The following is a 23,759-nucleotide window of genomic DNA, read 5'->3' as shown; positions in this document are numbered from 1 at the left end:
ACGACAGGCCCCAGGCGGTCAGCGTTCCTGGGCGGTCGGCCGCACGACGATCTCGTTGATCGCCACATGCGCCGGCTGAGTGACCATGAAGGCGATGGCGCGGGCCACGTCGTCGGCCGCCAGCCAGGTCTCCGGTGGCATTCCATGGGCCGATGCGGCCTGGCTGGGGGCCCGTGTCAGCTCCGTCGAGGTCATGCCCGGTTCGACGAGCCCGACCCGGACCTGACGCCCGGTCACCTCTTGGCGCACCGCCTCGCTGAAGGAGCACACCGCGTGCTTGGTGGCGGAGTAGACACTGTTGTCCTTGCGCGGCACCCGGCCCGCGACCGAGCTGACGTTCACCAGGTCGGCCACACCCCGCGGGCCCTCGTGCGCCGCGCGCAGCAGATGCGGGAGCGCGGCATGTGTCATCCGCAGCACCGCCCTGAGGTTGAGGTCGATCATCAGGTCCCAGTCCTCGGGGTCACTCTCCTCCACCGAGCCCCGCACCCCGAAGCCCGCGTTGTTCACCAGAACGTCCAGCCGCCCGCAACGGTTCACCGCCTCCTCGACCACCCGACGTGCCTGCGTCGCGTCACTGAGATCGGCGGGCAGCGCGAAGGCCGAGCCTCCCTGCTCGCCGATCGCCTCGGTGAGCTGCTCCAGCCGCTCGGTACGGCGGGCGACCAATGCGAGGGAACAGCCTTCCCGGGCCAGTGCCAGGGCAGTGGCCGCGCCGATGCCGCTGGAAGCGCCGGTCACCAGCGCCACACTGCCCGACAGCGCCTTCCGGTCGGCGTCGGTGCCTGCCACCGCCCCGCTCTGACGTCCCGTCACGGCGTTTCCGGCCTCTGAGCTGCTGACCATCGCCTTCCCGCTCCTCACGCTCGATCCCGTCGGCTCACCGCAGCCGCATCTCCCGGTCCGGACACCCGTACCCCGACGGGCACCCGCTCTCCCTCCCGCTCTGCCATCTGCTGACACCCGCCCCCGCGGACGCGGTCCGCACACCCGGACAACGGGTATTACCCACGGGAACCCCCCTTTTGCTCCCGGGAGCTGCTCATGAAGCACACCCCTCCCCTGCCCGGCGACATCGGACTCACCCAAATATCCGGCGCTGCCGGCAAGTTGATCCGCTTCGGACAGTGGATCAACGGCGACGGCTTCGCCGACTACGAACACGCCTTCCTGGTCCTGCCCGACGACCGGCTGCTGGAGGCCGAACCGGGCGGGGCCCGCATCATGCCCCTCACCGCCTACACCGACGCGGACGTGGTCTACGTCTGCCCGGACCGGCTCACCGAGCAGCAGCGCACCGACATCTGCGCGGCCGCCGCCCGCTACGTCGGGGTGCCCTACAGCTTCCTCGACTACCTGGCGATCGCCACGCACCGGTTCCACCTGCCCGTTCCGGGACTGCGCCGCTATGTCGCCAGCACCCGGCACATGATCTGCTCCCAACTCGTCGATCAGTGCTATCTGGACGCCGGTGTGCACCTGTTCGCCGACGGCCGCTGGCCCGGCTATGTGACGCCGATGGCCCTGCACCGCCTGCTGGCCCACTGACCCTGCCGCCCGGCACGGCCGGGTCCAGGATCCGGTACGGGGTCCGGTACGGAATTCGGGTACGGGATCCGGTGCCGAATCCGGGTACGGGTTCGCCCGGCGGGGCTCGTTGAGAACGGGCCCCGCCGTGCGAGCCACCGGGTACGGCCGTACGTCTCCTCTTCCGTGACCTCTCAGGGTCCGGCACCGCCTGACCACGTCTCACCGTTCCTGGCCGATTCCCCAGATGCCGCCCCCTCTCAACCGCCACCCCCGCTCAGCCGCCTTCCTCGCTCAACCACCTTCCTCGCTCAACTCCCACCTGATCTCGCCTTCCTGCTCCTGGCTCGTGGGCGTGAGCCCGGCAGCAGCGGCGACGGCAGCGGATGCCGCGTGATCCGGGTGGATGTGAGCGACGAGAGTCCGCACGTGCTGCCGGCGGAGCCAGGCGACAAGTCCCCGGGCCGCCTCGGTGGCTATGCCGCGCCGCTGCCAGTGCGTCCCCACCACCCAGGCGATCTCAGCGGCCTTTCCGTTCCTCTCGGCGGTGACCGTCGCCTGGACGGTGCCGGCCAGGCAGCCCTGATCGCGGAGCTGGATCACCCAGTTGCACCAGGTGACGGCGGGGTCGGGCGAGCCGGCCACCAGTCGTTCGTGGCGGGTGCGCAGTGCCTCCGGGGTCGCCGGGGCTCCGCCGATGAAGTTGTGCAGGTCCGGATCGGACAGCGCCGCGGCCAGTTCCTCGGCATGCTCGACCAGCAGCGGCAGAAGGGTCAGCCGGCCGGTACGGATGACCTCGGCTTCCACGACGAGCGGCATATAGGTGCTCCGGGGGTGACGGACCACCGCCCCAGATCCCTCGTGGCGGCGATCGTGGTGGGGACGATTCACTTCAGGCCGCCACGGGAGCCAACGCGCCGCGATGGTTCCGGGCCGCTTCGTAGGCATGGCCGGCACGCAGCACGACGGCTTCCCCCATGGGCGGCCCCATCAACTGCATTCCGATGGGCAGGCCCGCGTGGTCACGGCCGACCGGCAGCGTCAGCGCCGGCACTCCGGTGATGTTCGCGGGGGCGGAGAGGCGCACGTAGGCATCGGAGACACTCTCCGTCGTGCCGTCCGGCCACTCGACCACCTCTTGTCCGGTCTTGGCCGCCGTCATCGGCACCGTGGGCGCAGCGATCACATCGACCCGGTCGAGCATCTCCGCCCATGCCTGGCGCATGAGAGTGCGGGCCCGCTGTGCCCGAAGATAGTCACCGGCGGAAACCAGCTCGCCGGCCTCAAGGAGGACCCGGACGTCCGGCGCGTACAGCTCGGGCGCCGACCGCAGCGTCTGCTCGTGGTAGGCGGTCGCCTCCGGGACCATCAGACCCCATTGGGTGGCCTGGACGTACTGGGCCATCGGAATCTCGACCTCGACGAGGTCGGCCCCGAGGTCCGACATCTGGGCGAGGGCACTCCGCACGGCGGCTTCGACCTCGGGGCTGACGCGGTCGAAGTAGTAGTTGACCGGTACGCCGATCCGCAGGCCCTTCAAGTCCCCGTCGCGAGGGAGGGGATAGTCGCGCGGGGCCGTGGGGAGGGAGGCCGGGTCCGCGGGGTCGTGGCCGCTGAGCGCGGAGAGCACGAGCGCCGCGTCCTGCACCGTGCGCGTGAGGGGGCCGACGTGGTCCAGGGACCAGGACAGCGGGATGACGCCGTGCCGGGAGATGAGGCCGTATGTCGGCTTGAGCCCGACGACTCCGTTCAGTGCCGCGGGTACGCGGATGGAACCTCCGGTGTCCGTGCCCAGAGCGAAGGTCGCCGCACCTGCGGCCACCGCGACCGCGGAACCACCGCTCGACCCGCCCGCGACGCGGCCGGGGTCCCAGGCATTACGCGTCTGAGGCGTCGTCAGCCCGTAGGCGAATTCGTGCGTCTGCGTCTTGCCCAGGAGGACCGCCCCGGCCTCGAACAGCCGCGTGGCGACGGTACTGTCCGCCTGCGCCACATGAGCCGCCCTGACCCGGGAACTGGCCGTGGTCGGCATGCCGGCGACATCGATGAGGTCCTTCAGACCGAAAGGGATGCCGTGCAGCGGGCCGCGGTACCGGCCGGCCGCGATGTCGCGTTCCGCTCGCGCGGCCGAGCCACGCGCCGCCTCGCTCGCCACGGTGACATACGCCCCGAGACGTTTCTCGACGGCGTCGATGCGTTCGAGCAGGGAAGAAGTCAGCTCCAGCGGGGACAGTTCCCCCTCCCGCAGAGCCGCGGCTGCCTGAGTGAGCGTCAGCTCATACGGACGCATCCGCCACCTCCCGTTCGACGACGTGGGCTGCATGAGCGGCATGAGCGGCATGAGCGGCGGGGAGCGTCTCCCCGAAGTCGAGGTCGCGCAAGGTGCTGATGACGGCGTGGATGTGGTTCGCGGTGGCGGCCACGTCGGCGTGACGTTCGCCCGCCAGCGGGAGCCCGGCGCGGAGCGCGCAACGGGCGGCCTCCGCGGCAGTGAGTTCGACGGCGCTCATGGATGCCCTCCGTGTAGGTGCGCGTGAACTGCTGAGCCACGACCCAGCCACCACGCGACAAAAGCTAAATCTTTGCCTTAGAGCAGAATAGGCCCTCGCTTCACCTAACGCAAACAAATAGCTTTTACCCGTAGCGGGAAGGGAGCCCCATGCAGCCGGGCCGCGCCGCGTTGTCAGTGGCAGGTGCCAGACTGCGGCCATGACTGACACCGTGAAGGGACCCGCCAGTTACTTTCCGTCGATCGAGACGAAGTACGGCCGGCCGATAGCCGAGTGGAAGCACCTCATCCACACCTCACCCCTGACCAAGCACATGGAACTGGTCAGCTGGCTCAAGACCGAACACAACCTGGGGCACGGCCACGCCAACGCCCTTGTGGCCCACACCCTCGCGGAGGCCAACGGCAAGTAGAACGCGCCGCCTGGGACTTGACCCCCGTGGCCAGGAACTGTCCGCCCCCTGCGGTTCATGGCACGTGCTGAGGCAAGGCCGGCGCCGGTCCTTCCCCCGCGAAGGGCGACCCGGAATCGGTTCGGGCCAGATAGTGGGCGGCCGACTCTGCCAAGGTGCGGACTGCCGGGTGCCAGGGGCGGGCATCCGGCCCGGTCAGGACGAGGCGGCGCGAGGTCTGGGGCGCCAGCGGCAGCAGGATCAGGTCGGGCGGGATCAACGAGCGGGAGACCTCGGACAGGACGGTCACGCCGATACCGGCCTGCACCATGCTGATCAGGGTCGCCAGATCCCGCACCCGGTGAGTGGGGGTGAAGCGCAGCCCGGCCAGATGGTGGATCGTACGGATGCGGGCCTCGCAGCCGTTGGGTGAGATCAGGAACTGGTCGTCCTCCAGGTCGCGGATGTCGACCAGCGGCTCACCCGCAAGGGGGTGGTCCCGTGGCAGCAAGGCCCGGTAGCCGTCCATGGCGAGCTGGATGCCGGGGCCGGGCGGAGGGTCGATCAGTACGGCGGCATCGGCCGTCCCGTCCTCCAGCCAGGCCGAGACTTCGCTGCTGTCGCCCTCGAAGACCCGCACGGTGATCCGCGGCTGGTCCTCGCACCAGTGCCGGAGCAGGCCGGGAATCAGTCCCTGACAGACCGTTGGTGTGGAGGCCAGCCGCACGGTGCCGGTCATGGTCCCGGTGGCATCGGCCGCGATCTGCTCCACGGACCGGACCGCCGACAGCGCGATACGGGCGTGCGGCAGAACCTGCTCGCCGAGCACGGTGGTCCGCACGGGGGTGGCCCGGACCAACAGCGGGGCGGTCAACTCGCGTTCCAGGGAGGCGACGGCGTGCGACACCGCCGATTGGCTCATGCCCAACTCGGCGGCGGCCGCACTGAAGCCGCCCGCATCGACGACGGCGAGGAAGGCCCTCAGCTGAGGAAGATTCACGGTCATGCGGCCGCCTCATATACCTATGACATCTATGCGTTGGATCTATGGTGCCAGCTCGGCGACGCTTGCTCCGTCCGCCGGCTCCGGCGGAGACATCCCCAGCTCGTACCGAGGAGAGCCATGCCGTATTTCCGGGTCACCGTCACCGACCCCGACCTCTCTGCCGACGTCCAGCGCGCCGTTGCCGAGGGGCTGACCCGGCTGGCGGTCTCGGTCCTGCACAAGTCCAGCGCGAGGACCATCGTCCATCTCAACCTGGTTCCGGCCGGCAGCTACTACGTCGACGGCAGGCCCCTGACCAGCGTCCGTGACGCACATGTGGAGGCCAGTATCACCATGGGCACGAACAGCGCCACGGAGAAGGCGGCCTTCATCGCCCAGGCCGGTGAGCTGCTGTCGGACCTCCTCGGCCCGCTTCCCCGGTCCGGCGTCGCGCTGCACGAACTCCACCCCGAGAGCTACGGCTACAACGGAGTGACCCAATTCGACTTCTACCGCCGGGCCGGGGGTGTACCGGCCGCCCCCACCGCCCGCTGAGCCGCCTGCGGCCGACCGAGCTGCATCGCGCCGGTGACGGTGCCGGTGTGATGCCGCCTAGTGCGCCACGTCCGTGGTGTGGCGCCCCGGCCGTCCCAGGCGCAACCGGCCCCGCAGCTTGTCCACCAACCGGAACTTCTCCCGCTGTTCGCGGGACTGGCGGTTCAGCTCCTCGACGAGCCGCTCGGAGCGTTTCGCCACGTCCAGCTCGTCGAGGATCCGGTCGATCTCGGCCAGCAGCGCGCCGTGCAGCTGCCATTGGCGCGGATGGTCCCGCACGGTGTCGAGGAGCAGGTGCGCGACGGTCTCGCGGCTCTCGCGGCTGGCGGCGAGCTCCTCGACGAGCCGGTCCTCGGCTTCCTCCGCATTGGCGCTGACCTGCGTGGTGATCAGAACCGCGAAGCTCTCGATCGCGCGGGCCATATGGCCGAACAGCTCCCGCAGGGCGGTGGCGATGGCCGGAGGGAAGAGCGACTCGTCGGTCCGCGCCTTGGCGAGGTCGGTCAGTGTGCGGCACGCCGTACGGAGCACCACCGCGGAGATCTCCAGGGTGTCCAGCCCGGTGCGCAGGACGACACGGGAGAGCAGGCCCTCCTTGACGCGGGGGTTGAGCCGAAGGCTGTCCTCCGCCTGCCGGAGCGCCTCGTCCACCTGCACGATGTCGTGATCCAGCCGCCGCGCCTCGTGCAGCCGGGCCGCGGCCTCCTCGACGGACGTATGACCCGTCACCTGGTCGCCCAGGCTCAGCAGCAACCGGCTCATCCGGGCGGCCAGGCCCTCGATGGCCTCACTGGCGGGCTGCACCCACAGGGGTGGCACGAACAGCATGTTGAAGAGCAGTCCGACGACCGCCCCGATCAGCGTCTCCAGCACCCGGTCCCAGGCCGTCGCCGCCACCCGCGTCGTCGTCACCCCGAGCACCAGCATCGCGCTGATCGCCACCTCGGGCACGAACTCACCGGCCCGGACAAAACGCCCGATCACCAGCGACGCGAGGATGATCAGCCCCAGACTCCACCAGGTCAGGCCCACCAGGGAGCTGAAGCCGATGGCGATGACCACCCCCACCACGACGGCGTTCACCCTGCGCACACTGGTGGTGAGGGTGGTGTACAGGGTCACCTGGACGACGAGCAGAGCGGTCAGCGGTGCGGTCAGGGGCGCCGGTTCGCTGCTCAGCAGCAGGGCGACGACATAGGAGATCACGGCGGCCACGGTCGAGCGGAACGTCTGGGCGACGATGGGCTCGCTGTGCCAACGGACGAGATCCAGCAAGGGGTCGGTGGCTTCGCGCACCCTCTATCCCTTTCCCCTTCTCCCCTCCTTCCCACCGGAGGCAACATCGGTCGCCGCGATGGCCCGCACATCTCACCCGACCGTGATCGTGTCCGCCCGTGCGGCGCGTGCCGGAGAACCACCCGCCGTCATCGAGAACCGGTGTCATACCCCCGTTCCCCCTGCGGTGACCCCTTGCGGCGTTCCGCCCGGTTTCGTAGGCGAGCACCTCGGCCGCCACGGTGCCGGAGAAGCCGGTGTTGGGGCGTGGGAGCGTGGTCATCGTGTAGCGATGGCCGACCTCCAGGCGGAAGTCCGCCGGCATCAGCCACTGGGCGATCAGGTCGGGTTCGGTGAGCGCACGCCAGACCTTGGCCGGCGGATGGGCGAGGAACTGATCGACCCGGACGGTGGTGAGATCTTCCGGATCACCTGGGTTTTCGACCGCCGAGGTCATGTCTCGTCGTCCGGCATATGGTCGAGAAGCTCCCCCAGGCCCTTGAGCCTGTCGCGCCAGAACCGCTCGTACGGATGGAGCCAGTCCTGCACCTCGGCGAGGGGCGCGGCCTCGAGCCGGTAGATCCGCTGGCGCCCCGCCCTCTCCTCCGAGACGAGACCGGCCTCCCGCAGCACCCTCAGATGTTCCGAGAGGCTGGGGCGGCGCATGTCGAAGTGGTCGGCGAGGGACTGGACGGGCTGCGGGCCGCGCTCGCGCAGCAGCCTCAGCACTTCGCGGCGGGTACCGTTGGCGAGCGCGGCGAACACGCGGTCCTCGTCGGCACCCGTCGTGACCATGGCCTCAGAGCCCTTCCTTCTCCGTGAGCAGCATCAGACCGTTACCGTCGAGGTCACGGAAGCCGGCCATCCGCCCCCAGGGAACGTCGTCCGGACCGTTCACCTCGATCCCGGCCGCGGCCAGGTTCGCGCAGTCGGCGTCGACATCGGCCGTGACCAACATGATCCCCTGCGTGGAGCCGGGCAGGAAATCACCCATCCCGGGACCGGAGAGCGTGAAGACGGTCTGGGCCCCCTTGGGCGCGACCTGGAGCCAGCGCATGGACCCGACCTGGCGGTCCACCCGGACCTCAAAGCCGAGGACCTCGGTGTAGAACGCCAGGGCCCGGTCCTGGTCGGAGACCGGGAGGGTGAGGAAGGAGGCGTGAGTGATGTTCATGGCACTCACGATAGGTAGGCATCTCCCTACCTGTCAAATGTAGGGAAATCCCTACGTATGCGTTGGCCTGTCGCAGACGTGTCCGACACGGGACTTGGGCGCGGCCACTCGGCAAGGATGTCCACGGTGGCCGGATCGGTCGGCGAGTTGCCGGGCCGGGCGGATCAGAGTGGACGAGCTGTTGGCCGTCACCGCGCCCTCTCCCCTGCTGCCGTGACGAGTTCGAGAAGAGTTCCGGCAAAGGCCGGCAGCAGTTGGAGGCAGGCGGACCACGCTTCGACGTCCGTGCCCAGATGCTCCCCGGTCAGGGCCGCGGCCCGGTCGCGCACGGACTGCCGGGCCGCGGCATCGGTCCGGTCGTCGGCGTACCGCCGCAGACAGGCGAGAGCGGCACGAGCGGGGGCGGCACGGGTCACGAGGTCTTCGAGGGTCAGGCGGCCGCTCCGCAGCGCGTCACGCATCCAGTCCGCCCCCGACTCGGGAGTGGTCGCCAGGGCGGCCAGCAGCAGTTCGCGGGGGCAGTCCGGGTGCTCCACCAGCTCGTTCACCAGCGGGGCAGGGAGGCCGTCGGCATGGTGGGCCGCCATGAGCCCCTCCCAGGGCCGCTGGTAGCCCTCGGCGAGAAGCCGGCGCAATCGTGTACCAGGATCCGTGGTCGCGGTGAGGAACTCGGTGAGCCCGGCCGGGGACTCCTCCTCGGCGAGCCGGGCGCGCAACCGCTCCAGGCCGTCCGGGGCGTCGAGCGCCCGCTCGGTCCACCGCTTCAGCCGGGCCGGAAGGCGGTCCATGGCCAGGATCTCCCGTACGGCATCCGGGCCGCCGCGCTCCCATACGGCGATCAGCAGCCGGGTCCGGCCGGCCGGCACATGGAGCCGCAGTCGGCCGACGACCGTACGGGCCACACCGAGGTCGCCGGATTCCAGACCCGCGAGGAACCGGTCGCGGTAGTCGTTGACCGTGATGTCCTCCAGCACCGCGAGCAGTTCCTCGGGCACCGGGCGGATACCGCCGCCCCGCAGCCGTCCGGCGAGCAGCCGCTCCCGTTCAAGCCGGTCGAGGGGGGCATGGTGGAACAACTGGGCGTCCACCGTCGGTTCGTCGAGATCCAGGAGGTAGTCCACCTGCTCTTCCGAGAGGTGGTGGGAGGCGGCCATCGCGGCCTGGGCCGGGAGCCCATGGGCGGCCACCACCGCGTCGCGGACCGCCGGGGAAGGCTCGCCGAACACCAGCAGATGCTGCACGGCCCGTGCGTCGAGGTGCGGGACGACGGCCTTCTGGACCTCTTCCGTGGCACACCGGAACATGGCGAGGAATGCCGCCCGGGAGTTCCGGGGGTGGCCGACCGGGAACTTCGCCTCCTGGGGCCACGGCCAGCTGGTGCAGCGCTTCTTGCGGGAGTTCGGTGAGGTGACGTCCACGATCAGCTCGGCGACGCTGCCGCGGGCGCGCCCCATCCGGGCGTAGCACGTCAGCCAGTTGACGGGATCCTTGCCCAGCCAGGCGAGCAGCCCGGCGACGGCCTTGCGGGTCGGTGCGTGGTCGTACGGCAGCGAGTCGAGCACGTCCACCGCCGGCCCCACCTCGGCCAGCACCCGGTCCACGGAATACCGGCCGCTGCCTATGCCGCGCTCCAGGATGGGCGAGAGGTACATCTCTTTCGTCTGCGCCTCGGGGCCGACGAGCGCCTCGAAGGGCAGCTCGGCGGCGTCCAGCGCGGTCCCGGCGGGGTAGTTGCGCAAGCTCTCCATCATCAGGTCCGCGGGACAGTCCTCCCACCGGGCGAGCCGGCCCAGCGGGGTGTCGTACCGGAAGCCCGGCCACCGGGGGTTCTCCGGGCCGAACGAGAGGCGCTGGTGTTCACGGCGGATCAGGTCCCAGTCGAGACCGTCGGGCTTCGCCCCGGGGACGTCCCGGATGTCACCGTAACGGAGCGCCAGCAGCGCGCGGAGATGCTCCGGGTCTTCCCACTCCCCGGCGGGCCGGTGCTCCTTCAGGAACGATTCCGGATCGGGGGCATCGAGGGCCTGCCGCAGGAGATCCGGCAGCCATGGATGCCCGGTGTCCAGGTCCGGCAGGTCATCGAGCAGGCCGAGGAACACGGCGAACGGTTCCGTGCTGCCCCAGATCTCCAGGAGGCCGAGGCAGGTGTCCACGACGACCGGCGGCGGGAGGTGCACCGCGAACGCCGCGAGGGAAAGCGCGTTCACGCCGGGGAACCCGCTGGTCAGGATGGCCACGAGCAGAGGGCCTGAGAGCTCCTCGTAAAAGAGCGGGAAGAGGCCGTCGTCCTCGTACCAGCGCGGATCCGCGAGGTCGGCGGCGTACAGAAGCGTCGCCAGGAGGCCGGGGATCTCCTCCATCGCGTGCTCCTGGTACCCCGCGTCATTGCGGTACATCGCATGCCACAACGCGCGGCCGACCACCGGATCGCCGGTCTCCGCCGCCGCCATGAGCCATTCCTTGGGATCTATGTCCAGCGCCGCCCGCATCTGCACGGGGTCCGCACCCAACAGCTCTTCCACCATCTCCTCCGGAAGCCCGAAGCGGTCGGAGAGAACACCCAGCAGCTGTGGCACCATCCGCTCGGCGAGCGCGTCGGCGGTGTCCGGATCGGCGAGGCTCAGCGCCAAACGGAGCGCGGAGCGGGAGCTGGCGGTCACAGGGGGTTGGTTCCCTTCGGGGGCGGTTGGCAGGCAGTGGCCCGTACGGCATCGGTCCGTACGCAATCGATCGTGGCATGGACCACTGACAATGCCCTGGCAGCACCAAACCGCCCGCTGGGTACGTAAGTTCAGCAGGCCGTACGCCCGTCTGCGCCCGGACCTCAGTAGGTGGTGTCCGGGCCCGCCGCGCCGCGCTCCGGACCGGGGTGGTGGTCACGGACGAGGGGGGTGCGCCAGTCCGGCGAACGGCCGAGAGCCGCCAGGATCTGCTCCAGGGTGCCCGTGTCGTTGGCCACGGACAGCCCCGGCAGGAAGGCACTGCCCGGGGCCCGCCGGGAGTCGCCGTCCGGGACGGCGCGGGCTATCGGCAGTGCGGCCCGGAGGAGGTCGGAGCCGGGTGCGTACGGGAGGTCCAGGGTGCGGGCGACATCCCAGCTGTGCACCACGTAGTCGATGAGGTGGAAGCCGATCGCGCAGGCGGCGGTGAACGTCCGCGCGCGGGTGATTTCGGGGAGGGCGAACGCACGGTCGGGGCTCTCCACGGTCGCGAAGGCCGCGACGGCGTGTTCCGCTGCGTCGCGGTATTGCGCGACGGGATCCGGGCCGAGCGGTCCGACCGACCAGTGCGACAGATCCTGCCCGTGCCCGAGCGCTGCCGCCGCGAACCCGTGGTGCTGGGCCGTCATATGGGCGAGCAGATCGGCCAGTGTCCACGCCGCGCAGGGGGTTGGCCTGCGGAGGTCGGCGGGGGACATCCGGCGTATCAGGGTCACGCTGTCCCGGACCGCCCGGGCGTTGAGGCGCCGGAGGCGTGCGAAGTCCACGTGCGGTGTGGGCGCGTCCTCGCGATGTGCATTATTCGTATGCATGCACTTACGATCAGCGTGAGCACATGAATTGTCAACGGGTATTTTCATGGCCATGGCCGAGAACGCAGCCGACAGCGGCACCACACCCGGGGGGCGGCCGCCCCGTCCCGATCTGGCGGCGATGATCGTGCCCCTGGGCCGCGCACTCATGGCCGCCGAGCAGCCGATCCTCGACGCGCACGGTCTGACGATGTGGGCGTACTCGGTGCTGCTGCACCTCGACGAGACACCGATCCGCACGCAAGCGGCGCTGGCCGAGGCCATCCGGGCGGACAAGACCCGCATCATCGCCGTGCTCGACGACCTGGAGGCACGGGAGCTGATCCGCCGTCAGCCGGACCCCCAGGACCGACGGGTACGCCTGCTGTCGCTCACCGCAGCGGGCCGGCGGCTGCGGGATGAGGTGCAGACTGCGATCCAGCAGGGCGAGGAGCGACTGCTCACCCAGCTGCCGGCCGCCGACCGCGCCGGCTTCCTCAAGGGGCTCCAGGCGTTGTCCGCGCTGCCGGAACTGAAGCCTGGACGGGGCTCGCCGCCGTCCTCGTCCGGACCCGACGCCGCCCGAAGGCGCAGAACCTAGCGGCCGGCCGGACCTGGTAGCGGGCTTCCGAAGATCCCTTCACGGGCGGCTGCCGAGCACCGGCCCCACCCACAGCCGGTTACCGCGTCATGGCCCGCAGCGGACGTCCGCCCCTCTCCGGTCCTGTGGTGCCCCTGCACCTATCATGGTGATCGCCAGGGCACCCGCGCGAGAGGTGACGGAACGATGCAGAGGCAACCCGTACTTGTCTATGACGGCGACTGCGCCTTCTGCACGTCCTCGGTGCGGTTCGCGGAGCGGCGTCTGCGGCCGCGCTGTGACGCAACGCCCTGGCAGTTCACCGATCTCGCAGGGCTCGGCATCGCTCAACAGCGCGCCGAGCACGAAGTGTTGTGGGTGACGCCGGGCGGCGCCGTGCACGGTGGCGCCCAGGCTGTCGCCAAGCTGCTGATGAGCGCGCGGGGCGGGTGGCCGGTGGTGGGCGCGCTGCTCACGCTCCCGCCCGTACGGTGGCTCGCCCACGGTGCGTACAGGGTCATCGCCAACAACCGCCAGCGGATGCCGGGCGGTACGGCTGCCTGTGCGGTGCCCTCCGCCCCGCGTACGCAGAAGCGGGCGTAGCGGGTTCCGACCGGACGGGGCCGGCCGGCGTGACGACGGCAGGGCGCCCGCTGACATTCCCGCCATCGGACGCTCGCCCCCGCAGCGGCGCCCGGTCCGCCCGGTCCGGGGCTCAGGTACCGGACTTACGGCCGTAGACGTAGACGTCGTCACCGTTCTTGAGCAGGGACCAGTACTTCTTGGCGTCGTTGCTGCGCATATTGACGCAGCCGTGCGAGCCGGGGGCCGACCAGACGCTGCCGCTGATGGAGTGGAACGCCTGACCGCCGTCGAAGAACTGGCTGTACGGCATGGCCACGTGGTAGATCGTCGAGACATGATGCAGGTTGCGCCAGTAGATCTTCTTGGCGCCGGTGCGGGTCTCGTAGCCGTCGCGGCCGCTGCGGATCGGTACCGGCCCGAACACCAGCTTCGATCCGTCCTGGATCCAGCTGAGCTGGCGGGTCAGGTCGACACAGGCGATCCGGCCCTTGTCGGTGGGGCACTTACGGGCCTTGTTGGGATTGCTCCCGGCCGCCTTCTGCTGCGCCACGACGCTCATCACGCCCCAGGTGACGGGACCTGCGTAGCCGATGTTCGGGGTGATGCCGTGGCTGGTCTGGAAGGCACGGATCGCCCGGCAGTCGGCCGCCGACTGCCGGCCGTCCACCGGAAGCCCGAGGAACTTCTCGGCCTGCTTCTGGTAGGGGCCGCGGCTCGCGGTGCACGAGGACGCGGTGGCGGCCTGGGCCGTGGAGCCGAAGGCCACCGTCAGCGGGATGGTCAGCGCCGTGAGGGCGAGCGCCGCGCCCGCCCGGCGACCGGCGCCGGACCGCCGTATACCCGGGTTCAGTTGTCTTTTCATGCCCCGTAGGACTGTTTGCCCGACCCGTCGGTTGCAGGCGTGACCGACCCGAAATATCTGATACGTCGCCACGGGCCGACCGGGCGAGCCGCCCCGGCGGACGGACGGGTATCCGGTCCGGTCCGCCGGGGCGACGGCCGCGCTTACAGCACCACGACGGTCTCCTGGCGCGCGTAGCTGAATCCGTCGTTGTCGAAGTAGAAGACAGCCACCTTCGCCTTCTCGCCCTTGTCGAAGTGGGAACCGAGGGCCGTGTGCAGGGTGATCTGGGCCGCGTGACTGTTGTAGTCGCAGGTGAGCTTGTCCGTCTTGATGGTGCCGGCGGCGACCGGCTCCTCGGGACCGGGCTGGTTGATCTTCATTGCGTGGGCGACCAGCTGATGGTTCATGCCGGGGTCGCAGGAGTAGGTGACCTTCACCTGTAGGTCGGGCGCGTGCATCGCGACCTTGTTGATGGTCAGGAGGTTGGCCTTGGCGACCGCGGACGGCGCGGCGGCCAGTGCACCCGCGCCGACCAGGACGGTGACGGCTGCGGTACCGGCGAGGCGATGCCGGAGACGGGACGACTTCATCGAGGTTTCCTTCCCCCCTGCGCCGTCACCCTGGTCCGGTTCGGCGGAGGAATATCCACCTGTGGGGGTGACTGCGACAGTTATTCACTTTGGAGCGTGATCCTACGTGATCTCCCTCATGAAATCGCACATCTTTTCGCCATAATAAGTCGCCTGTCGTCCGTATCGGGCCGCCTGGACCCGCCGCCGCCTCCCCCTGCGGCGGGACCCCGAACACACCGCCCCTCGATGACGCTCCGCCATCACGTGGCGACTTAATGTGCTCATGGCGGGTGGTCGCGGCACCCCGCGAACGGCCGCCTCCCCGGGCTCCGCCGGGAGCCACACCTCCGGAAGGGACGACGCATGATCAACGATGCCCTGCGCGCCGAGTACGAGCACCGCTTCTCCCTGTACGACACCGATGGCGACGGCTACCTGACCGCACAGGACTTCACCGAGCGGGCGCGCGTGCTGACGGAAGCGGTGGGCGAACCGGAAGAGTCCGCCAAGGCACAGGCCTTGCGTGCGGGGATGCGCAACACCTTCGACGAGCTCGCCGCCCTGGCGGAGGTGGACGGTGCGGGGCGCCTGGACCGGGAGCAGTTCGTCACAGCGTTCGCGCGGGCCGGCGAGTCGGGTGCCCTCGGCAGAGTCGTGGGGCCGTCGGTCGCCGCCACCATCGCCCTGGCGGATGCCGATGGGGACGGTGTGGTCAGTCTGGCGGACTTCGCGACGGTGCACCGCGCGGCCGGGTACTCGGACGCCCAGGCGGAGGCGGCTTTCGCGGCGCTGGACCAGGACGGCGACGGGCGGCTGATGGTGGACGCATGGCAGGCAACGTGAGCGCGTAGGCGTCAGCGGCGCCGACGGGCTCCGCCCCCCGGCCCGACGGCGGAACGAGGCGGCCTCCGCGCACTCCCCCGGCGCGGAGGCCGTCGTCAGCCGGGTGGGTTCTGCCTCTACGACCAGCGGTACCGGTGCGAAACGCGCCGTTGCACCAGGGCAGAACGGGCCGTTGCACTGCCAACGGCCCGTGCGCGGTGCATGCGGACCTGCGCAACGCGTGCATCGAGTGCGCCGGGTGCGCTCGGCGGACACCCCCGGGCCGGGCACATGATCGGCGGACTCGGGGGTGTGATGCGCCTGCGGGGCGAGGGGTGCGCCCCTGCCCGTCTGAACAGGTGCGGATGCACCAAGCACGGCCGCGCTCCGACGGCAAGGGGGCAGGCCGGGCAGCGGCGGCGCTACCGCGCGCTCTGCCGAGGCGAACTCACGGCATGGTTGTCTCATCCCCGTCAAATTCATGGCGCCGCACGGAAATCGCGGTTCGAGCACCATTCGAACGCGGACACCGCAAACGCGTCAGGTTTCTTGAATGACCGCCAGGAAACTGCGCGGCGAGCGACGGGAGTAGACGCATGGAAATTCCGCAGGTTTCGGAATCGCCTGCCCGGAGTGAATTCCGGGGCTATGGTGTCCGGGGCATCACGGCAGCAGCAGTCCTGCTCGCGGCCGGCACGCTGAACCTGGCGTCCGGGCAGCCCGCCGAGGCCCGGGGAGGCGGGGCCTGGGACCGCCTGGCCGGGTGCGAGAGCGGAGGGAACTGGCGTATCGACACCGGGAACGGATTCTCCGGCGGGCTCCAGCTCGCCCACTCCACCTGGCACTCCTTCGGCGGCGGTGCCTACGCGTCACGGGCGGCGCGGGCGAGCCGGTCCCAGCAGATCCAGGTGGCGGAACGGGTACTGGCACGTCAGGGCTGGGGTGCCTGGCCGGCCTGCTCGGCCTCGCTGGGACTCAACTCGGCCACCGCGCACCGCACTCCGCGGACCACCGCCCCGCGCTCCGCGCCGCAGCGACAGGCGGACCCGTCGGCCCGGGCGCGGGCCCGCCATCCGCAGTCCCATGAGAAGCGATACAAAGTGGGACGCCATCGGAGTACCAACGGCTCGCTCGTCGTCAACGCCGGCGACACGGTCAGCGGAATCGCCTACACGCACGGCCTCGGCTGGCGGGAATTCTACCGGCTGAACCGACAGGTGATCGGGTCGAATCCGCACCTGATTTTCCCCGGCATGCGACTGGCCGTGCCTCGTTCCGGCGGTCACTGAACGCGTAACGGAATAGCGGGAATTCTCTGGTCCACCCCAGGGGAATTCCGCTGATACTCCGCCCTTTCACGCTGCGGTGGCCCGTCGGTGGGGACGGGCCACCGCGGGACGTGGCGGCGGGGCCGTACACGTGACGGCCGGTGCACCGCGGACCTACGGTGTGGTCGTCGTCTCGCCGACCCGCGTCATGCAGAGGTTCACTGTCTCGTAGTGGCCGTCGAGTTGCCGGTAGCGGGATTCTCCGGGCTTGCATTCGGAGTGCGCCTCGGTCTTGACCACCTTGTACTTCGCAGCCGGCTTCGCGCAGTCGATCAGCTTGAGGTCCGGCTCGTCGTCCGTACCGCCGGTTTGCTCCACGCAGTCGCCGACCTTGGCGAGGCCGACGCTGCGCGGGTCGACCTTGGGGCGCTTGTGGGCCTCGGCGTTGTACTCGTCCTGGTGCAGCACCACCCATGCGGCAACCCCACCGAAGACCAGAAGGACGACGAGGGCGCGGACGAAGCCGGGTATGCGCACCTGCCGCGGCGGCCGGCCGCCGGGGCCCCCGGGCACGGGGCCGCCGCCGGACGGCATCGGGCCCCCGGGGTAGCCGCCCTGCTGCGGCATTCCGGGCCCGCCGTACGGGGCCTGCGCCGGCTGGCCGTAGGGAGGCTGGCCCGGCTGCCCGTACGGCGCCTGGCCCGGCTGCCCGTAGGGCGCCTGAGGCTGCTGCCCGTACGGCGCCTGGGGCGGCTGGCCGTAAGGAGGGTGACCGCCCTGCGGCGCGTTGTAGCCACCCTGCGGCGGGGAGGGCATGGACACAGAAAATTCCCTTCGCCATGGCGAATCCGAGGAGGTGCCCAGCGCTGTGGGCGAAAAGTTGATCACCGCAGGTTAACGGGTGGGGCCACCGCCCGCCGCGGTGGCCCATTGGTCGAAGGGGTCGTCCTCGGTGCCTGCCTGCCGTCGCCCGGACAGGCACCTCAGCCGGCGGTCGCGTACACCCGGCTGACGAATTCCGCGATCTGTGCGTCGCTGAGGTTCTTGGCGAGGTTGGCCTCGGTGATCATGCCCACCAGGCGGTGGCCGCCTTTGACGTCGATCACCGGCAGGCGCTTGATGTGCTGCTCCTCCATGGTCCGCAGGACCTCGGAGGCGTCCGCGTCCGCATCGATCCAGTGGACCTTCCCGCCCATGGAACCGGCCTGCACCGTCATCGGGTCGACCCCTTCGGCACAGCAGGTGATGACGATGTCGCGATCGGTGATCATGCCCATGAGCCGGTTGTTGTCACCGCAGATGGGCAGGCACCCGACATCCAGATCCCGCATCATCTTCGCCGCATCCATCAACGACTCATGTGCACCCACACAATGCGCTCCGCCGGACATGATGTCTCGGGCTCGCAGCTTGCTGGCCATGATTCCTCCTGCCACAGGAGTCCTTATTGCTTGCCTCGCTTCGATGACACCACGAATGGCCGCACGACGCTCACCGGAGAACGGCCCGGAAGGCCCTGCCGCGGCGGGGCGGGATCACTCGTCATGCGGCGAGTGCGCGGGAGGGGAAGACGGAGTGAGGTCACGCGCTCGTGCCCCGGCCCGCCGCCGCGCATCCCGGGAGCCAACTGCCCCCGCACTCCGGCGTGATGGGGCGACTGCGGGACCGGACAGCGCCCCCGGGCGTAGTGTCGGCCCTTGTGACTGTGACGACGTCCAACCCCTTCTTCGAGCCGAGTGATCTGCCCTACGAACTGCCGCCTTTCGCGCGGATCCGGAACGATCACTTTCCCGCCGCCTTCGCCCGTGGAATGGCCGACCAGCTGACAGAGGTGGCGGCGATCGGTGCCTGCGCCGAGCCGGCGACTTTCGAGAACACCGTGGAGGCGCTGGAGCGCAGCGGCGCGGTTCTCGGCCGGGTGCGCCGGGTGTTCTACAACAAGGCCGCGACGGACACCGACGAGGAGGTCCAGGCGCTCGAGGTCGAGATCGCTCCGCTGCTGGCCGCCCATGACGACGCGCTGCTGCTCGACTCCGCCCTGTTCGCCCGGCTGGACACGCTCTTCGAGCGGCGCGGGCAACTCGGGCTGGACACGGAGCAGTTGCAGCTGCTGGAGCGCCACCACACCCACCGGGTCCGGGCCGGTGCGCGGCTCGGCCCGGAGCAGCAGCGGCGCCTGCGCGAGCTGAATGCCGAGATCGCCGCCCTGTGCACCGAGTTCGGGCAGAACCTTCGGACGGCCACCGCGGCCGCGGCGCTCGTACTGGAGCGTGCCGAGGAGCTGGCCGGCCTGCCCGAGGACCAGATCGCGGCCGCCGCCGCGAACGCCCGGGCGCTGGGACACGAAGGCAAGTTCGTGCTCAGTCTGAAGAACTTCTCCTGCCAGACCGAGCTCGCCGCGCTCGACGACCCTGCGCTGCGCGAGCGGCTGCTCACCGCCTCCCTCGGGCGCGGCATCGACAGCAACGGGCCGGTCGCCGTCGGCCTGGCCACCCTGCGTGCCGAGCGCGCCGCCCTGCTCGGCTACCCCAGCCATGCCGCCTGGGAGGTCGCGGACCGGACGGCCGGCACCACGGACGCGGTCGAGGAGCTGCTCGGCCGGCTGGTCGCCCCCGCCGTCGCCAACGCCGCGCGGGAGGGCGGCCCTGGCCGAGGCGGCCGGGGTGGCGGAGATCCGCGCGGCGGACTGGCAGTACTACTCCGAGCGGGTGCGCAAGGAGCGGTTCGACCTCGACGCGGCGGCACTGCGGCCCTATCTGGAGCTGGAGACCGTGCTGCACGACGGTGTCTTCCACGCCGCCGAGCTGGTCTACGGGATCACCTTCACCCGGCGCCCCGACCTGGTGTCGTACCACCCGGACGCCCGCATCTACGAAGTGCACGACACCGACGGCAGCCCGCTCGGCCTGTACATCGGCGACTTCCACGCCCGCGAGTCCAAGCGGGGCGGCGCCTGGATGGACGCACTGGTGCCGCAGTCCCGCCTGCTCGGCCACAAGCCGGTAGTGGTCAACAACCTGAATGTCGCCAAGCCTCCGGCGGGCGAGCCGGTGCTGCTGACCTGGAGCGAGGTCCACACCCTGTTCCACGAGTTCGGGCATGCGCTGCACGGCCTGTTCTCCGCTGTGCGCTATCCGCTGCTGTCCGGCACCCGAGTGCCGCGCGATTTCGTCGAGTTCCCCTCCCAGGTCAACGAGATGTGGGCGGACTGGCCGGAGGTGCTGGCCCACTACGCCCGGCACCACGTCACCGGTGAGCCGATGCCGCCCGAACTGCCGGCCCGGCTGCGCGAGACGGAGAACTTCGGTGCGGGCTTCCGGATGGTGGAGCACCAGGCCGCCGCGGTGCTGGACTGGGCCTGGCACACCCTCTCCGCCGACGGCGACACACCGGGGGCCGACGAGGCCGAGGCGTTCGAGGCGGCCGCGCTGGAGCGCTACGGTCTTGCGTCGGCCGCGATCCCGCCGCGCTATCGCACCGGGTACTTCGCCCATGTCTTCAGCGGCGGCTATGCGGCCGGGTACTACGGCTACCGCTGGGCCGAGGTGCTGGACGCCGACACCGTGCGCTGGTTCCGCGAGAACGGAAAGACGGTCCGCGAGAGCGGGGAGATCTTCCGCCGGGAACTCCTCAGCAAGGGCGGCAGCGTCGACCCGCTCGGGGCATTTCGCGCGGTCGTCGGGCGGGACCCGGAACTCGCGCCGCTGCTGGCACGCCACGGGCTGGACGGCTGATCCTCGCAGGCGGCGCCCGGCCTGAGGGCGCAGGGCCGGCGGCTGCTCCGTGCCGGCTGAACCCCGGCGGTCGCGCCGTCGGCCGGGGTTCAGCCGGTGACGAACCGGTGGTGCCGTTCACCGTGCAGGCGGCCGGGCGGGAGCTTGCGGCCGAACGCGACCAGCAGCAGATCCTGGGCCGCGCCGGACAGCGGCGTTCCGGTGCCGAAGGACCAGTCGAGATCGTCGGCCCGGAGCTCGGTACCGCTGAGGTCGGCTCCGAAGAACGCGGCGGACTTGCGGGTGACCTTCTCCAGGAGGATGCGCACCCGGTCCTCGGGAACCCGCCGGTCGAGGCCGATGGCGACGGTGATGTCCAGGCCGTGGACCACGTCGTGCCCCAGCGCCGACGTGATGCCGCCGACCGGCGGCTTCCAGGGGTGGTGCGCATTGTCCCGGAGGTGGTCGGCGAGCTCACCGGTCGAGGCGGCGGCCGCGTCCCTGCGGGCACACCGGTCGGCCATCCGGTGAATATTTCCCCTCGCTCTGAAGAGTTCGGCGGCCATCTTGGGGAGCGAGTAGCGGAACCCCATCGACATATGGGCCGCGACATCCCGCACCCGCCACCCCGCGCACAGTGTCGGCGCCTCCCACTGCTCGACCGTCAGGCCGTCCAACAGGTCCGCCAGTTCCCGGCGTTCGGCCGCGATCGCCGCTTCGACAGTCATCTGCGTCATCCGAGTTCTCCTCCCCCAGGGGATCCGGCTCTCGAACTTCCCCTGGTTGCAAGGATCTTGCTCCCTTCCCCATAAGTCCAAGAGCTGGCTGTTCTCCTCCTTAGAATCAGGAGTTATGGAACTTCGGCAATTGCAGTACTTCGTCGCCGTGGTCGAGGAGGCCAACTTCACCCGTGCCGCCGCCCGACTGCATCTGGCGCAGCCAGGGGTGAGCGCTCAGATCCGGCAGCTGGAGCGGGAGTTGGGGCAGCCGCTCCTGGACCGCTCGGGCCGTTCGGTGACCATGACGGAGGTGGGCGAGGCCGTCCTCACGTATGCGCGGGCCGCGCTGGCCGCCGTCGAGGAGATACGGCAGACCGTGGACGAGTTCAGCGGGCTGCTCCGCGGTCGCGTCCGGGTCGGCCTGGTCTCGGGGGCCAGCACCCGCAGATTCGATCTGGCTTCCCTCCTGGCCGATTTCCACGATGAGCACCCACAGGTCGAGATCTCCCTCACCGAAGACACCTCGGAACGGATGCTCGCCGCACTGCACGGCGGTGACCTCGACATCGCCGTGCTCGGCCTCGCGGACGAGGAACCGTCGCCAGGCGTCTCCTGCCAGGTCGTGGTCGACGAGCCCCTGGTCGCCGCCGTCGCGCCGGGCGACCCCCTGCTGGCGGCGCACGCGGACCGTACGAGCGTCCCGCTGGCTGCCCTCCGCGAGCGCCCGTTGATCAGCCTGCCGCGCGGTACGGGTCTGCGCGGGGTGCTCGAACGTGCCTGCGCGGAAGCGGGAATCCGGCCCCGTATCGCCTTCGAGGCGGCCGCCCCTCATGTGCTGGCGCGGCTCGCGGCCCGGGGCCTCGGCGTGGCCGTCATCCCGGCGCTGCCGGCGGCCGAGGCGTCAGCGGCCGGTCTGCGGATGCTGGAGATCACCGCGCCGCGGCCACGCGGCCGGGTCGCCCTGACCTGGCGGACGGAGGGACCCGCCGGCCCCGCCGCCAGAGCCCTCCTGGGAAGGCTGCGTACCAGTCTTCCCGTACCGGGAACCGGCGAGAAACCGCCGGCCGGACCGCATGCCGGGAACTCTCTCCGGCCTGCGGCGACCGGCGGTCAGGATCACCAGGCCGCGGGGGCGTAGTCCTTCAGGAAGCAGCCGAACAGATCCTCGCCCATCTCGCCGCGGACGATCGGGTCGTACACCCGGGCCGCGCCGTCGACCAGGTCGAGGGGAGCGTGGAAGCCCTCTTCGGCCAGTCGCATCTTGTCGGGGTGCGGGCGCTCGTCGGTGATCCAGCCGGTGTCCACGGCCGTCATGAGGATGCCGTCGCTCTCCAGCATCTCCCGGGCGCTGGTGCGGGTGAGCATGTTCAGCGCCGCCTTGGCCATGTTGGTGTGCGGATGGCCCGCGCCCTTGTAGCCGCGGCTGAACTGGCCTTCCATCGCCGAGACGTTGACCACGTACTTGCGGCGCGCGGCGGCCGCGGCCATCGCCGGGCGCAGCCTGCTCACCAGCAGGAAGGGCGCGGTCATATTGCACAGCTGGACTTCCAGGAGCTCGACCGGGTCGACCTCGTCCACTTTCTGGATCCAGGTGTTGGTCGCGTGCAGATCCGGTACCAGGCCGCCGGCGTCGATCGCGGTACCCGCCTCGATCCGGGCGGGCGAGGTGGAGCCGGTGGTCAGGGCGAGGGCAGTGATGTCCTCGGCGCTCAGCGTGCTGTGTGTGGCGGATGCGGCGGTGAGGGCGGCCGGGGCGGCGGGGGCACCGCTGCCGAAGTGGCCGAAGACGAGGGAGGCGGGCAGTTCCCCGGCGGGCAGCGGGGCGGACTCGGCGGCGATCAGCTGTCCGTACGCCTCGGGCGACCGGCGGACGGTCTGGGCGGCGTTGTTGATCAGGATGTCCAGGGGGCCCTCGGCGCTCACCGCATCGGCGAGCCCGATGACCTGGGCCGGGTCACGGAGATCGATACCGACGATCTTCAGTCGGTGCAGCCACTCCGCGCTGTCCGGCATCGCCTTGAAGCGGCGGATGGCGTCACTCGGGAAGCGGGTGGTGATGGTGGTGTGAGCGCCGTCGCGCAGCAGGCGGAGGGCGATGTACATACCGATCTTCGCCCGGCCGCCGGTGAGCAGCGCGCGCCTGCCGGTGAGATCCGTGCGGGCGTCGCGGCGGGACCGGTTCTCCTTGGCACAGGGCGGGCAGAGCTGGTGGTAGAAGGCGTCGACCTCGACGTAGCGGGACTTGCAGGTGTAGCAGGACCTGGGCCGCTTCAGGATGCCGGCGATCTCCGTGGTCACGGAGCTGGTGAGGGCCAGTCCCTGTGTCTCGTCGTCGATCCGGTCGGGCGCGCCGGTGGCCGTGGCCGCGGTCACGGCCCTGTCGTTGGCGGTCTTGGCCGCCCGGCGTTCCTGGCGGCGGCGCTGCTTCACCGAGCGGTAGATACCGGCGGTGGCGCGCCGTATGGCGATCGCGTCCGGGTGGTCGACGGGCAGCGCGTCGAGCTCCTCGAGCACGCTCAGGCAGACCGCCATCCGCTCCGAGTCGATACCCGTGCCATCGGCCCGGCCTGTTTCGGTCACCGTCATTGCCGCTGCCGCTTCCCTGGGATCGTGTGTTCTATTCAAGCTTCGGCGGAACTTTACGTAGGCCGGGGCGGCAGCGCCAAACCCGGTGGGCAGTGCCCCGCCCGGGAGCAGGGCGCCCGAGGGTGCTTCGGCGCCCTGCGCA

26 protein-coding genes and 1 pseudogene are annotated in these 23,759 nt (G+C 70.4%); 9 read left to right on the top strand and 18 right to left on the bottom strand.

Annotation, left to right across the window (positions count from 1 at the left end):
- Positions 1-18: 18 nt before the first annotated feature.
- Positions 19-846, bottom strand: coding sequence for an SDR family oxidoreductase (locus IF67_RS0105245; RefSeq protein ID WP_078889276.1), 828 nt, complete (start codon positions 844-846; stop codon positions 19-21).
- A gap of 198 nt (positions 847-1,044) precedes the next feature.
- On the opposite strand from IF67_RS0105245, the gene IF67_RS0105240 reads away from it, so the two are divergent.
- Complete coding sequence (locus IF67_RS0105240; RefSeq protein WP_030982608.1) at positions 1,045-1,548, top strand: hypothetical protein; 504 nt, start codon at positions 1,045-1,047, stop codon at positions 1,546-1,548.
- A gap of 273 nt (positions 1,549-1,821) precedes the next feature.
- Here the strand turns inward: IF67_RS0105240 and IF67_RS0105235 are convergent, their stop codons facing one another.
- From IF67_RS0105235 to IF67_RS0105225, 3 genes are all read right to left on the bottom strand, one after another.
- Complete coding sequence (locus tag IF67_RS0105235; RefSeq protein ID WP_030982607.1) at positions 1,822-2,346, bottom strand: GNAT family N-acetyltransferase; 525 nt, start codon at positions 2,344-2,346, stop codon at positions 1,822-1,824.
- Between the two features lie 73 nt (positions 2,347-2,419).
- Positions 2,420-3,817, bottom strand: a complete 1,398-nt coding sequence (locus tag IF67_RS0105230) for an Asp-tRNA(Asn)/Glu-tRNA(Gln) amidotransferase GatCAB subunit A (protein WP_030982605.1) — start codon at positions 3,815-3,817, stop codon at positions 2,420-2,422.
- Positions 3,804-4,037 (bottom strand): hypothetical protein, encoded by a 234-nt coding sequence (locus IF67_RS0105225; RefSeq protein ID WP_030982604.1) that lies wholly within the window; start codon positions 4,035-4,037, stop codon positions 3,804-3,806. The genes IF67_RS0105230 and IF67_RS0105225 overlap by 14 nt, the downstream gene beginning before the upstream one ends.
- A gap of 199 nt (positions 4,038-4,236) precedes the next feature.
- Here IF67_RS0105225 and IF67_RS0105220 point away from each other — a divergent pair, with 199 nt between their 5' ends.
- Positions 4,237-4,449 carry a DUF4287 domain-containing protein gene (locus IF67_RS0105220; protein WP_030982601.1) on the top strand — a complete coding sequence of 71 codons (213 nt, stop codon included), beginning with the start codon at positions 4,237-4,239 and terminating at the stop codon, positions 4,447-4,449.
- A gap of 55 nt (positions 4,450-4,504) precedes the next feature.
- Here IF67_RS0105220 and IF67_RS0105215 read toward each other — a convergent pair whose 3' ends face one another.
- Entirely contained in the window at positions 4,505-5,434 is a 930-nt protein-coding gene (locus tag IF67_RS0105215; RefSeq protein WP_051817608.1) for a LysR family transcriptional regulator, read from the bottom strand.
- A gap of 117 nt (positions 5,435-5,551) precedes the next feature.
- Between IF67_RS0105215 and IF67_RS0105210 the strand changes: the two genes are divergently transcribed.
- Positions 5,552-5,968: a tautomerase family protein gene (locus IF67_RS0105210; protein ID WP_037838838.1), complete on the top strand. Its 417-nt coding sequence runs from the start codon at positions 5,552-5,554 to the stop codon at positions 5,966-5,968.
- Positions 5,969-6,025: 57 nt separating this feature from the next.
- On the opposite strand, the gene IF67_RS0105205 is transcribed toward IF67_RS0105210, so the two are convergent.
- From IF67_RS0105205 to IF67_RS0105185, 6 genes and pseudogenes are all read right to left on the bottom strand, one after another.
- On the bottom strand, positions 6,026-7,264 hold the full coding sequence (locus IF67_RS0105205; RefSeq protein WP_030982597.1) for an FUSC family protein: 1,239 nt from the start codon (positions 7,262-7,264) through the stop codon (positions 6,026-6,028).
- A 184-nt stretch (positions 7,265-7,448) separates the two neighbouring features.
- Positions 7,449-7,700 (bottom strand): annotated as a pseudogene (locus IF67_RS41125) (SRPBCC family protein); the annotation flags it as partial.
- A complete protein-coding gene (locus tag IF67_RS0105200; protein WP_030982596.1) occupies positions 7,697-8,038 on the bottom strand; it encodes an ArsR/SmtB family transcription factor in 342 nt (113 codons plus the stop codon). The pseudogene IF67_RS41125 and the gene IF67_RS0105200, both read right to left, overlap by 4 nt.
- Positions 8,039-8,042: 4 nt before the next feature.
- Complete coding sequence (locus IF67_RS0105195) at positions 8,043-8,417, bottom strand: VOC family protein (protein WP_030982595.1); 375 nt, start codon at positions 8,415-8,417, stop codon at positions 8,043-8,045.
- Between the two features lie 188 nt (positions 8,418-8,605).
- Positions 8,606-11,077, bottom strand: a complete 2,472-nt coding sequence (locus IF67_RS0105190; RefSeq protein WP_030982594.1) for a hypothetical protein — start codon at positions 11,075-11,077, stop codon at positions 8,606-8,608.
- Between the two features lie 164 nt (positions 11,078-11,241).
- Positions 11,242-11,949 (bottom strand): TIGR03086 family metal-binding protein, encoded by a 708-nt coding sequence (locus IF67_RS0105185; protein WP_078889275.1) that lies wholly within the window; start codon positions 11,947-11,949, stop codon positions 11,242-11,244.
- A 52-nt stretch (positions 11,950-12,001) separates the two neighbouring features.
- On the opposite strand from IF67_RS0105185, the gene IF67_RS0105180 reads away from it, so the two are divergent.
- Entirely contained in the window at positions 12,002-12,529 is a 528-nt protein-coding gene (locus tag IF67_RS0105180; protein WP_030982592.1) for a MarR family winged helix-turn-helix transcriptional regulator, read from the top strand.
- A gap of 186 nt (positions 12,530-12,715) precedes the next feature.
- Positions 12,716-13,111, top strand: coding sequence for a thiol-disulfide oxidoreductase DCC family protein (locus IF67_RS0105175; RefSeq protein WP_030982591.1), 396 nt, complete (start codon positions 12,716-12,718; stop codon positions 13,109-13,111).
- Between the two features lie 112 nt (positions 13,112-13,223).
- Here the strand turns inward: IF67_RS0105175 and IF67_RS0105170 are convergent, their stop codons facing one another.
- Both IF67_RS0105170 and IF67_RS0105165 read right to left on the bottom strand, forming a co-directional pair.
- A complete protein-coding gene (locus IF67_RS0105170; RefSeq protein ID WP_051817605.1) occupies positions 13,224-13,955 on the bottom strand; it encodes a L,D-transpeptidase family protein in 732 nt (243 codons plus the stop codon).
- Between the two features lie 143 nt (positions 13,956-14,098).
- A complete protein-coding gene (locus IF67_RS0105165) occupies positions 14,099-14,527 on the bottom strand; it encodes a hypothetical protein (protein ID WP_030982588.1) in 429 nt (142 codons plus the stop codon).
- A 345-nt stretch (positions 14,528-14,872) separates the two neighbouring features.
- On the opposite strand from IF67_RS0105165, the gene IF67_RS0105160 reads away from it, so the two are divergent.
- Complete coding sequence (locus tag IF67_RS0105160) at positions 14,873-15,352, top strand: EF-hand domain-containing protein (protein ID WP_030982586.1); 480 nt, start codon at positions 14,873-14,875, stop codon at positions 15,350-15,352.
- A gap of 575 nt (positions 15,353-15,927) precedes the next feature.
- Entirely contained in the window at positions 15,928-16,620 is a 693-nt protein-coding gene (locus IF67_RS45930) for a transglycosylase family protein (RefSeq protein ID WP_030982584.1), read from the top strand.
- Positions 16,621-16,773: 153 nt separating this feature from the next.
- On the opposite strand, the gene IF67_RS44130 is transcribed toward IF67_RS45930, so the two are convergent.
- From IF67_RS44130 to IF67_RS44620, 3 genes are all read right to left on the bottom strand, one after another.
- Positions 16,774-17,415, bottom strand: a complete 642-nt coding sequence (locus IF67_RS44130; RefSeq protein ID WP_051817602.1) for an LppU/SCO3897 family protein — start codon at positions 17,413-17,415, stop codon at positions 16,774-16,776.
- A gap of 167 nt (positions 17,416-17,582) precedes the next feature.
- Entirely contained in the window at positions 17,583-18,020 is a 438-nt protein-coding gene (locus IF67_RS0105145; RefSeq protein ID WP_030982579.1) for a CBS domain-containing protein, read from the bottom strand.
- Between the two features lie 23 nt (positions 18,021-18,043).
- Entirely contained in the window at positions 18,044-19,135 is a 1,092-nt protein-coding gene (locus tag IF67_RS44620; RefSeq protein WP_234340983.1) for a hypothetical protein, read from the bottom strand.
- Between the two features lie 127 nt (positions 19,136-19,262).
- Between IF67_RS44620 and IF67_RS44615 the strand changes: the two genes are divergently transcribed.
- Positions 19,263-20,333: a M3 family metallopeptidase gene (locus IF67_RS44615; RefSeq protein WP_234340982.1), complete on the top strand. Its 1,071-nt coding sequence runs from the start codon at positions 19,263-19,265 to the stop codon at positions 20,331-20,333.
- Positions 20,334-20,422: 89 nt separating this feature from the next.
- Here IF67_RS44615 and IF67_RS0105135 read toward each other — a convergent pair whose 3' ends face one another.
- The gene (locus IF67_RS0105135; protein ID WP_078889312.1) at positions 20,423-21,040 is read right to left on the bottom strand and encodes a maleylpyruvate isomerase family mycothiol-dependent enzyme; all 618 of its coding nucleotides are present in this window, start codon (positions 21,038-21,040) and stop codon (positions 20,423-20,425) included.
- A 124-nt stretch (positions 21,041-21,164) separates the two neighbouring features.
- Here IF67_RS0105135 and IF67_RS0105130 point away from each other — a divergent pair, with 124 nt between their 5' ends.
- Positions 21,165-22,169 carry a LysR family transcriptional regulator gene (locus IF67_RS0105130; protein WP_030982576.1) on the top strand — a complete coding sequence of 335 codons (1,005 nt, stop codon included), beginning with the start codon at positions 21,165-21,167 and terminating at the stop codon, positions 22,167-22,169.
- Here the strand turns inward: IF67_RS0105130 and IF67_RS0105125 are convergent.
- Complete coding sequence (locus IF67_RS0105125) at positions 22,148-23,617, bottom strand: SDR family NAD(P)-dependent oxidoreductase (protein WP_030982575.1); 1,470 nt, start codon at positions 23,615-23,617, stop codon at positions 22,148-22,150. The genes IF67_RS0105130 and IF67_RS0105125 overlap by 22 nt on opposite strands.
- Positions 23,618-23,759: the final 142 nt, after the last annotated feature.

It is taken from the genome of Streptomyces sp. NRRL S-1813, assembly GCF_000719605.1.
GTDB classification, from domain to species: Bacteria; Actinomycetota; Actinomycetes; order Streptomycetales; family Streptomycetaceae; genus Streptomyces; species Streptomyces decoyicus.
This window is presented reverse-complemented; position numbering and strand designations above follow the sequence as displayed.